Annotated in this window: 2 protein-coding genes and 1 tRNA gene; 2 read left to right on the top strand and 1 reads right to left on the bottom strand. The window is 67.4% G+C overall.

The annotated features are described in order from the left end of the window. Window positions 1-347: 347 nt before the first annotated feature. Together ACIQ42_RS17920 and ACIQ42_RS17915 are read left to right on the top strand one after the other, a co-directional pair. Window positions 348-424 (top strand) — tRNA-Asp (locus ACIQ42_RS17920). Between the two features lie 79 nt (window positions 425-503). Then, window positions 504-2,324, top strand: a complete 1,821-nt coding sequence (locus tag ACIQ42_RS17915; protein WP_397423585.1) for a DEAD/DEAH box helicase — start codon at window positions 504-506, stop codon at window positions 2,322-2,324. Here the strand turns inward: ACIQ42_RS17915 and ACIQ42_RS17910 are convergent. Beyond that, window positions 2,314-2,555, bottom strand: a 242-nt coding sequence (locus ACIQ42_RS17910) for a penicillin acylase family protein (protein WP_397423584.1), incomplete at its 5' end; no start/stop codon positions are given. The two genes, ACIQ42_RS17915 and ACIQ42_RS17910, sit on opposite strands and share 11 nt — an antisense overlap.

The raw sequence follows: 2,555 nt of genomic DNA, 5'->3' as shown, positions 1-2,555 counted from the left end.
CGCGATCCCCAGGAAAATCACGATGGGCAGGTACTCGAGCAGAAAGGCGTTCACATGAGTCTCCGGCGGGAGTCGGGGGTCTTCTAGACCGATCATACGCCCGTTTCAAACCCACCTTGTGCGATCTTGCCTTCCCCGTTCACGGGGAAGGGGGACCGTCGGCTGCAAGTCGACGGTGGAAGGGGCGGGACCGGGCTCGGCGCTTGAATTCGCCCCTTCCACCACGCCCTCTGCGGGGCGCGGTCCCCCTCCCCCGCTTCGCATGGGAGGCAAGACTACACACAAACATTGACACGATTCCGCACCGCCCCTATCAGAGCCGCCTTCGCATGACCGGAAGGTCCTGCGCGGGTGTAGCTCAGTTGGTTAGAGCGCCGGCCTGTCACGCCGGAGGTCGCGGGTTCGAGTCCCGTCACTCGCGCCATTTCCGTGGCGTAGATCATTCGTACCCCGTACAGATTCCTGCGACCAGGCGCTGTTCGCCGCGCCCCGGAGCATTGCCCATGCCATTTCCCGCCACGCACCCCGCGCTGGCCCGCGCGCTTGACGCGCAGGGCTATCGCGAACCGACCCCCGTTCAGTCCGCGGTTCTGGCTGCGCCACCGAATATCGATCTGCTGGTGTCCGCCCAGACAGGGTCCGGCAAGACCGTCGCGTTTGGCCTGGCTGCCGCCATTCCCTTGCTGGGCGACGCCGAACGGTTCGAGCGTGGCGGAGCTCCGCTGTTCCTGGCGATCGCCCCCACCCGTGAGCTGGCGCTGCAGGTCAGCCGCGAGCTGACCTGGCTCTACGCGGCCGCCGGGGCGCGGGTGGTCACCTGCGTGGGGGGGATGGACGCGCGGCAGGAACAGCGCGCGCTCAGCGGCGGGTGCCACATTGTGGTCGGTACGCCCGGCCGACTGCGCGACCACATCGAACGCGGCAATCTCGACCTGGGTTCGCTCAAGGTGGTGGTGCTGGATGAGGCCGACGAGATGCTCGATATGGGTTTCCGCGAAGACCTTGAGGAAATCCTCGACTCGACGCCGGCGGATCGCCGCACCTTCATGTTCTCGGCCACCATCGCCAAGGAGATCGCCTCTCTGGCCAAGCGCTATCAGCGCGACGCCCAGCGTATCGACACCATCCGCAGGGACGAGGCCCACGGCGATATCGAATACCGCGCCGTCCGCGTGGCGCCGAACGAGATCGAGAACGCCGTGGTCAATCTGCTGCGCTATTTCGAAAGCCCCGGCGCCCTGATTTTCTGCGCCACACGCGAACGGGTCCGCCATCTCTACGGCGCCCTGCGCGAGCGCGGCTTTTCCGCCGTGCAACTCTCCGGCGAACTCTCCCAGAAGGAGCGCGCCGACGCGCTTCAATCTCTCCGCGACGGGCATGCACGGGCCTGCGTCGCGACAGACGTGGCCGCGCGCGGCCTTGACCTGCCTGACCTGGGCCTCGTGATCCATGCCGATCTGCCGAGCAATACGGCGGGGCTGCTTCACCGCAGCGGCCGTACCGGTCGCGCGGGCAAGAAGGGCGTCTCTGTTGTGGTGGTGCCCCACACAAAGCGCCGCCCGGCGGAGCGTCTGTTTGCCGTGGCCAACCTGAATGTCGAATGGTCGGGCCCGCCGCTGGCTGAGGAAATCCGCGCCAAGGACCAGATCCGGCTGTTCGAAGACCCGCTCCTGAACGAGCCCCCCTCTCCCGAGGAACTGGAGCTGGCCGCCAAGCTGCTGGCCGACCGTTCGCCGGAAGCTGTGGCCGCCGCCCTGATCCGCCTGCACCGCTCGCGTCTGCCGGCTCCGGAAGAAATGTTCGACGATCGTGGCAATGATCGAAGTGCCCCCGATGCGCGTGGTCCACGGCCGGATCGCGGTCCCGAGCGTGGCCCTCGCCTGGATCACGGATCGCGTGCGGAACACACGCCCAACGGGGACTCAACCTGGTTCCGACTGCCGGTGGGCCGCTCCAAGAATGCTGACCCCAAGTGGCTGGTGCCGCTGATCTGTCGCCTTGGGCATGTCACCAAAAAGGACATCGGCCTGATCAAGATCTTCGACAACGAGACCAAGTTCGAGATCACCCGCGAGGCCGAGCCCCGTTTCCGCGAGGCGATCAAGACGGCGGCCGACGCGGGCGACATCCGGATCAATCCGGCGGGTGCTCCCGGAGCGCCGCCGCCGCGTGCAGCGGGTCCGAGACCCGAACGCGGCCCGCGTCCCGAGGGCGCACGGCCTCCCTATGCGCCGCGTCCGCAAGGCGGCCCGCGTCCAGATCGTGGACCCCGCCCTGGCGGTCCGCCAAAAAAACCCTTCAAGAAGCGCGCGCCTAACGGCTAGGGCCCGGACGGTAGGTTCGCGCCGTGCGCCCGACCAGTTGCTCCGGATAGAAGTAGACCTCCCGCAGGTCGCCAGCCGCATATCGCGCCGCCTGGTCCATGAAGTGGGCGCTGTCCGGATGGCCGCTGGCTCCACCGGCGGTGATCGCCAGCGCGCGCACCTTTGGTCCGAACTCGACCACGGCCACGAAGCTGTTGCCGCTGGTTCCGTAGTAGCGCTTCGTTCCGGGAT

Origin of the sequence: Phenylobacterium sp. (genome assembly GCF_044372605.1) — a bacterium.
GTDB lineage: Bacteria > Pseudomonadota > Alphaproteobacteria > Caulobacterales > Caulobacteraceae > Phenylobacterium.
This window is presented reverse-complemented; position numbering and strand designations above follow the sequence as displayed.

Coding starts and splice junctions, on each gene's coding strand:
- ACIQ42_RS17915 (WP_397423585.1), top strand. CDS start 504: ATGCCATTTCCCGCCACGCACCCCGCGCTGGCCCGCGCGCTTGACGCG.